Source organism: Streptomyces sp. B6B3 (genome assembly GCF_039871525.1).
In the GTDB taxonomy this organism is placed as follows: Bacteria; Actinomycetota; Actinomycetes; order Streptomycetales; family Streptomycetaceae; genus Streptomyces.
Genome location: NZ_JBDPLU010000050.1, coordinates 1 through 8,366 on the forward strand (window position 1 = coordinate 1; position 8,366 = coordinate 8,366).

2 protein-coding genes are annotated in these 8,366 nt (G+C 71.2%); both read left to right on the forward strand.

Going from position 1 to position 8,366, the window contains the following annotated elements:
• Positions 1-6,736 (forward strand): amino acid adenylation domain-containing protein (locus tag ABGB06_RS39155; protein ID WP_347600441.1); only part of this gene is annotated, 6,736 nt, incomplete at its 5' end.
• Positions 6,737-6,792: 56 nt separating this feature from the next.
• Positions 6,793-8,366, forward strand: a 1,574-nt coding sequence (locus ABGB06_RS39160) for a condensation domain-containing protein (RefSeq protein WP_347600444.1), incomplete at its 3' end; no start/stop codon positions are given.

Sequence of the window (8,366 nt, forward strand, 5' to 3'; positions counted from 1 at the left end):
CGGCGACCTCGCCCACTGGGACACCCACGGCCACCTCCACTTCGACGGCCGCACCGACACCCAAACCAAAATCCACGGCCACCGCATCGAACCCGGCGAAATAGAAACCACCCTCACCACCCACGAAACAGTCCACCAAGCCGCCGTCATCCCCCACGAACAGCAGCTCGTCGCCTACCTCGTCCCCGCCACCACGGACGAGATCGACACGGACACGGTCCGCGCGTTCGCCGCCGCCCACCTACCGGACTACATGGTGCCCGCCGCGATGATGGTCCTGGACGCGCTACCGCTGACAGCCCACGGCAAGATCGACCGCGCCGCCCTTCCCGCCCCAGACTTCGCCGGACGGGTGTCCGACCGCGCGCCCCGCAACGCCACCGAAGCCACCCTCTGCGCCCTCTTCGCCGACGTCCTCGGCCTGGAAACGGTCGGCATCGACGACTCCTTCTTCGCGCTCGGCGGCGACTCCATCATGTCCATGCAGCTCGCCACCCGCGCCCGCCGCGAAGGACTGACGCTCAGCCCCCGGCAGGTCTTCGAGCAGAAGACACCGGAGCGCCTGGCCGGGACCGTCGGAACGGCGGCGGGCGGCATCTCTGAGGAGCGCCCGGCGGAGGCTGACTCCGGCGTGGGTGAGGTGCCGTTCACGCCGGCGATGCGGGCGATGGGCCCGCACGCGACCAGGGCCGGTTTCACGCAGTGGGTGACCGTCGGCGCCCCGTCGGGAGTGGACCAGGCGGTGCTCACCGCGGCGCTCGACGCGCTCATGGTCGCCCATCCGATGCTCCGCGCCCGCGTCCAACCCCCCGCGCCCGGCCGCCCCCACCCGGTGGTCGTCGTCTCCGGGCCGGACCAGGTGGATGCCACGAGCCTGATTCTCCGGGTGGACGCGACAACGGCACCCACCACCGACCTCCAGAAGATCACCGAACGAGCGGCCCGGGAGGCCGCCGAACGCCTGGACCTCACCACGCCGGGAGCGCTCCGGGCCGTCTGGGTGGACGCCGGATCCGACCGCCCCGGACGCCTGGTCCTGATCGCCCACCACCTCGTCATCGACGGCGTCTCCTGGCGCATCCTCCTCCCCGACCTGGCCGCGGCCTACCAGGCCGCCGCATCCGGGCAAGACCCCGCGCCTGACCCGAGCGGCACCTCGTTCACGCAGTGGGCGCGGGCCCTGACCACGTACGCGCAAAGCCCCGACCGCGTCGCCGAACTCGACCACTGGACCGCGCTGCTGAGCGGACCCGCATCCCCACCGCTGGGCCGGCGGACGCTCGACCCGGGCCGGGACACCGTGGCGCGCCTGCGTACACGCTCCTGGACGCTGCCCGCCCAGCACACGGCCGTCCTCACCGATCAGACGGCCTCAGCCTTTCACTGCGGCGTCCACGAGATCCTCCTGGCCACCCTCACCGGAGCCCTCACCCACTGGCGCCCGGACACCACCACCAACGGCCAACTCGTCGACATCGAAAGCCACGGCCGCCACCCACTCGACGGGAGCGACGACCTCTCCCGCACCGTCGGCTGGTTCACCAGCGTCCACCCCGTCCGACTCTCCACCACCGGCATCGACCCCAACGAGGCCCTCGCCGGCGGACCCGCGGCCGGCCAACTCCTCAAGTCCGTCAAGGAACAGCTTCAGTCCGTCCCCGGCGACGGCCTCGGCTACGGCATGCTCCGCCATCTCAACGCCGACACCGCCCCCACCCTCGCCGATCTCCCCACCCCCGACATCGGGTTCAACTACCTCGGCCGCTTCCCGGCTCCCACCACCGACCAGACAACGCCCTGGCAGCTCATCGGCGACACGCCCATCGGCGGCACCGCCCATCCCGACACCCCCGCCACCCACACCCTCAACGCCAGCGCCCTGGTCCAGGACACCCCCCAAGGACCCCAACTCCACCTCACCCTCGACTGGGCCTCCGGCCCACTCGACGACACCGACGCGGAACGCCTCGGCCACGCCTGGGTCGAGACACTCACCTCCCTCGCCACCCACACCGCCCACCCCGACGCCGGCGGCCACACCCCCTCCGACTTCCCCCTCCTCAACCTCAGCCAGGACGACGTCGAGAGGCTGGAGACGGCCGTTCCCGGTCTGGTGGACGTCTGGCCCCTGTCGCCGCTGCAGGAGGGCTTGTTGTTCCACGCCGCCTACGACGACCAGGGGCCGGATGTCTACGCCGGTCAACGGGCTCTCGCGCTCGAGGGACCGTTGAACGCTCGCCGGCTCAGGGCCGCCTTTCGGACGGTGCTGGCCCGCCATCCAGTCCTCCGGGCAAGTCACCACCACCTGCCCTCGGGACAGACCGCACAGGTGATCGCCGGCGAGGTCGAGCTGCCCTGGCAGGAGGTCGATCTCTCCTCACTCCCCGAGGACGACGTCTCGGTCGCGATGGAGCGGCTGGCCCGCGGCGAGATGGCCGGCCGGCTTGACCTGACCACGGCGCCGCTGCTGCGGGTGTTGCTGGTGCGCCTGGCCGACGAACACCACCGCCTCGTTCTCACCAGCCACCACCTCCTCATGGACGGCTGGTCCCTGCCGATCCTGTTCGACGACCTGGCCGCCGTGTACGCCGCCGGGGACAGCGCGACGGCGCTGCCGGTGGCGGCCTCGTACCGGGACTACCTGGCCTGGCTGGACCGGCAGGACAGGCGGGCGGCACAGGCGGCGTGGCGAGCGGAACTGGCCGGGGCGGAGGAGCCCACGCTGGTCGCGCCCGCCGACCACTCCAGCGTCTCGGTCCGGCCGCGGGCCCTGCGTTTCGAGTTCGGCGGAGACCTCAGCCGGGCTCTGGCCCGCCTCAGCCGCAGCCGGGGCGTGACGGTCAACACCCTTCTGCAGGGAGCCTGGGCGCTGATCCTCGCCCGGCTGACCCGACGCCGTGACCTGGTCTTCGGCAGCACGGTGGCCGGCCGACCCACCGACCTGCCCGGTGCCGAATCCACGATCGGCCTCTTCATCAACACGCTGCCCGTCCGGGTGCGGCTGGCCGACGATCAGCCGGTCATCGACATGCTCACCGACCTGCAGCACCGACAGGTGGGCCTGATGAGTCACCAACACCTCGGACTCGCGGAGATCCAGCGGTTCGCCGGCCCCGGGGCCAACTTCGACACGCTCGTGGTGTACGAGAACTACCCGCACTCCGCCAGCGGTCCCGAGGCCGCGGAGGTGTCGTTCCACCGCGTGGGCGGCACCCGGGACGCCAGTCACTACCCCCTGTGCCTGATCGCGATCCCGGGCGAGCGACTGGAAGGGGAGATCGCCTACCGCGAGGATGTCGTCGACCGCTCCGACGCGGAGCGAGTACTGGCCTCTCTGGAACGGGTGCTTGAGCAGATCGTGGCCGACCCGCAGGCCCGGGTGAGCGACATCGACCTGATGGACGGTGTCGAGCGGTCCCGGGTGGTGGTGGAGTGGAACGACACCGCTCGTGCGGTGCCTTCGGGCACGTGGACGGAGCTCTTCCAGGCCCGGGCGACGGCCACCCCTGACGCGGTCGCCGTCGTCGAGGGAACGCGCCGGCACAGCTACGCCGAGCTGCGGGCGGGCGCCCAGCGGCTGGCACGGTACCTGGCGGCCTCGGGCATCGGGCCGGAGCGCCGGGTCGTCGTGATCATGGAGCGTTCGGCGGCCATGGTCGAGACGCTGCTGGCGGTGTCGATGGCCGGCGGGGTGTTCGTCCCCGTCGATCCGAGCTATCCGCGAGAGCGGGTGCGCTTCATGCTGCGGTCGGCCGACCCGACCCTCGTGGTCTGCACGCGTGACACCCGGGCGGTGGTCCCCGAGGATCTCTCGGCCCGCGCCCTGACGGTGGACGATCCCGTCGTGGCGGCAGCCATAGGGGAGTCCGCGAAGGGAGACCTGGCGGACGAGGAGCGCCTGGGCCCCGTCCACCCGGCTCACGCGGCGTACGTGATCTACACCTCGGGCTCGACCGGGCGGCCCAAGGGGGTGGTCGTCTCGCACGCGGGGCTGGCGAACCTGGCCCAGGCCCAGATCGAACGCTTCGCGGTCCATCCGGGTGCCCGGGTACTGCAGTTCGCCTCTCCGAGCTTTGACGCCGCGATCTCGGAGATGTGCATGGCGCTGTTGTCCGGCGCCGCGCTGGTGGTGCCCGAGGCGGAGTTCCGGCCGCCCAACGTGTCACTGGCCGAGGCCCTCGGCAGGGTGCGCGCGACCCATGTGACCGCGCCTCCCAGTGTGTTGGCGAGGGAGGAGAAACTGCCACCGGACGTGGAGACGCTGGTCACGGCGGGGGAGGCGTGTCCGGCCGAGCTGGTGGACCGTTGGTCGGCGAGCAGGCGGATGATCAACGCCTACGGACCCACCGAGACCACCGTCTGCGCGTCCATGAGCATGCCGCTGCGCCGGGGCGAGAAGGTCACCATCGGCCGCCCGCTGGACAACACGCGGGCCTACGTCCTCGACGGCTACCTCCGCCCTCTCCCTCCCGGTGTTCCCGGCGAGCTGTACATCGCCGGAGCCGGCCTCGCCCGCGGCTACGCCGGACAGCCCGGCCTGACCGCCGAACGTTTCCTCGCCTGTCCCTACGGCGACGCACCCGGAGAGCGGATGTACCGCACCGGCGACCTCGCCCACTGGGACGCGGACGGCAACCTGCACTTCGACGGCCGCGCCGACGCCCAGGTCAAGATCCGCGGCTACCGCATCGAACCCGGCGAGATCGAAACCACCCTCCTCGCCCACCCCCACATCGCCCAGGCCACCGTCACCACCCGCGAGGACCACCCCGGCGACAAACGCCTCATCGCCTACGTGGTCCCCGGCACCGCCGACCTCACGCCGGAGCAGGTACGCGAGCACGCCGCCACCGCGCTCCCCGACCACATGCTCCCCGCCGCCGTCGTGCTCCTCGACGCGCTTCCCCTCACCCCCAACGGCAAGCTCGACCGCAACGCCCTCCCCGCCCCCGACTACGCCGCCCACTCCACCGGCCAAGCCCCACGCAACGACACCGAAGCCGCCCTCTGCACCCTCTTCGCCGACCTCCTGGGCCTGGAAACGGTCGGCATCGACGACTCCTTCTTCGCCCTCGGCGGCGACTCCATCACCTCCATGCAACTCGCCTCCCGCGCCCGCCACTTCGGACTGGTCCTCACTCCCAGGGAGGTGTTCCAGGAGAAGACGCCCGAGGGCCTGGCGCGGGTGGCCCGCAGCGCGAGCGCCACCGGGCCCGACAGCGACACGGAGGACCCGGGCGTCGGCACGGTGCCCTTCACCCCGATCATGCGCTGGATGGGCGCCCAGGCCACCGGCCCTGGCTTCTGCCAGTGGATCGTGGTCACTGCCCCCGGCCGGTTGGAGGAGCCCACTCTGAGCGCCGCCCTGACCGCCCTGGTGGACACCCATCACATGCTGCGCGCCCAGCTGGTCGGGGACGAGACGGACCCCGCGATGGTGATCGGCGAGCCGGGCACCGTGGAGGCGACACGGCTCATCGACCGCGTCGACGCCACCCGTGCGGCGACCCACGACCTGGACGGTCTCGCCCACCAGGCCGCACAGGAAACCGCGGCGCAGCTGGATCCGCGCGCCGGGACCATGGTGCGGGTGGTCTGGCTGGACGCGGGGCCGACCCGGCTCGGACGCCTGGTCCTGATCGCCCACCACCTCGTCGTCGACGGCGTCTCCTGGCGCGTCCTCCTGTCCGACCTGGCCGCCGCCTGCGAGGCCACCGCCGCCGAACACCGGCCCGTGCTCGACCCCGAGGGCACCTCCTTCGGTCGCTGGGCCACCCTGCTCACCACCCACGCCACGGACCCGCGACTGGTCGCCGAACTCCCCCACTGGACGACGTCGCTGAGCCGTCCGGGACCGCGCCTCGGCCGGCGGGCCCTGGATCCTGCCCGCGACACCGCTCGGACCCTGGTCTCTCGCACGTGGCTGGTTCCCGGCCACCAGGCGGCGATCCTGACGGGCCAGACCACCGCGGTCTTCCACTGCGGCGTCCACGAGATCCTCCTGGCCACCCTCACCGGAGCCCTCACCCACTGGCGCCCGGACACCACCACCAACGGCCAACTCATCGACATCGAAAGCCACGGCCGCCACCCCCTCGACGGCGCACAGACCGACCTCTCCCGCACCGTCGGCTGGTTCACCAGCCTCCACCCCGTACGTCTCTCCACCACCCCCGTCGACCTCGACGAGGTCCTCGCCGGCGGCCCCGCCGCCGGCCACCTCCTCAAATCCATCAAGGAACAACTCCAGACCACCCCAGGCGACGGACTCGGCTACGGCCTCCTCCGTCACCTCAACCCCGACACCGCCGAAACCCTCGCCGCCCTCCCCACCCCCGACATCGGCTTCAACTACCTCGGCCGCTTCCCCACCCCCACCACCACCGACCAGACAACACCCTGGCGAATGGCCGGTGAAAGCCCCATCGGCGGCTCCGCCAATCCCGACATGCCAGCTCCCCACCTCCTCGAAGCGGGCGCCGTGCTCAGGGACGTTCCGCAAGGGCCCCACCTCACCCTCACCCTGGCCTGGCCGACCGACCTCCTGGACACCGACGACGTCGACCGCCTCGGCCGTGCCTGGCTGGACATGCTCCTCGGCCTTGCCACCCACACCGCCAACCCCGATGCCGGCGGCCACACCCCTTCCGACTTCCCCCTCCTCGACCTCGCCCAGGACGAAGTCGAGCAGTTCGAGGCGATAGCGAAGAGTCTTGAGGGAGGACAACGTCAATGACCTCGTCACACTCCGGAACGGGTTCTGCGCTCGCGGAGGTATGGCCTCTCTCGCCGTTGCAGAAGGGGATTCTCTTCCACTCGTCGTTCGATGACCAGACTCCCGACGTCTACACCATCCACTGCGTCATCGCTGTGGACGGACGGCTGGACTCCGCGCGGTTCAAGGCGGCGTGGAAGGCGGTGGTGAACCGTCATCCGTCGTTGCGAGCGAGTTTCCACCAACGTGGTTCGGGCGAGGCCGTTCAGCTCATCACCCGCGAGGTCGAGTTGCCCTGGCGCGAGATCGACCTCTCCTCACTCGACGAGCCCGACAGGTCACGGCAGGCGAGACTGCTGGCGACCCAGGACCGTGACCTGCCACTGGACCTCGGCGCGCCCCCGTTGCTGCGCTTGCTGCTCATTCGGTTGGCGGGGGATCAGCATCATCTCGTGATGGCGGTGCACCACATCATCGTGGACGGCTGGTCCATGTCGGTGCTCCTCAACGACCTCGCCGCCGCGTACACGGCACAGGGCGAGGGCCGGGCGCTACCACCGGCCACCGCCTATCGTGACTACCTGGCGTGGCTGGGCCGACAGGACAGAGACGCCGCCCAGGCCGCCTGGCGGACGGAGCTGGCCGGAATCGAGGAGCCGACTCTCGTCTCCCCGGCCGATTCTTCGAGGCTTCCGGTGCTGCCGGAGGAAATTCGCCTGGACCTCTCGGAAGAGACCACGAAGGCACTCGAGGCGCTGGCCCGCGAGCGGGGCCTCACGGTCAACACCGTGGTACAGGGCGCGTGGGCGATCGTGTTGGCACAACGCGTCGGACGCGGCGACGTGGTGTTCGGCGCCACGGTGGCGGGCCGACCGCCGGACCTGCCGGGCGTGGAGGCGATGGTGGGTCTTCTCATCACCACCGTGCCGGTGCGAGTCCCGATCGACGGCACCCGGTCGCTCCTCGACACGCTCACTCCGTTGCAGGCGCGCCAGGCCGATCTGCTCGGCCACCATCACCTCGGGCTGTCGGAGATCCAGAAACACGTCGGCGCAGGCGCCACCTTCGACACCCTGGTGGTGTTCGAGAACTTCCCGCGTGCCTCGGGAAGCCCGGAACGAGACTCCCTCTCCTTTCGCGGGCTGACGACACGCCAGGCGACGAACTATCCACTCACCGTCGGCGTCAGCCCAGGAGAGTCCCTCCGCATCGAGCTGTCCTATCGACCGGACCTGTTCGACCGGCAGGAAGCCCAGCGCACGAGCCGTCGACTGGTGCGGGTGCTGGAGCAGTTCGCGGCCGACCCACAGGTCCGCGTCTGCGACATCGACCTGCTGGACGCGGACGAGCGGTCCCAGGTGATCGAGGATTGGAACGACACCACCCGGCCCCTCGCCCAGGCCACGTGGCTGGAGTCGTTCCATCAGCAGACCGCCACCACCCCGGAGGCGACGGCGCTGCGCTGCGACACCCGGACCCTGTCCTACGCGCGGCTGGACGACCGCGCCAACCGCCTCGCCCGGCACCTGACCAGTGTGGGCGTCGGGCCGGAGTCCCGGGTGGGCCTGTGCCTGCCGCGCGGGGTGGACGTCGTCGTCGGGATGCTGGCGGTGTGGAAGGCGGGCGGCGCGTTCGTGCCGCTGGACCCCGA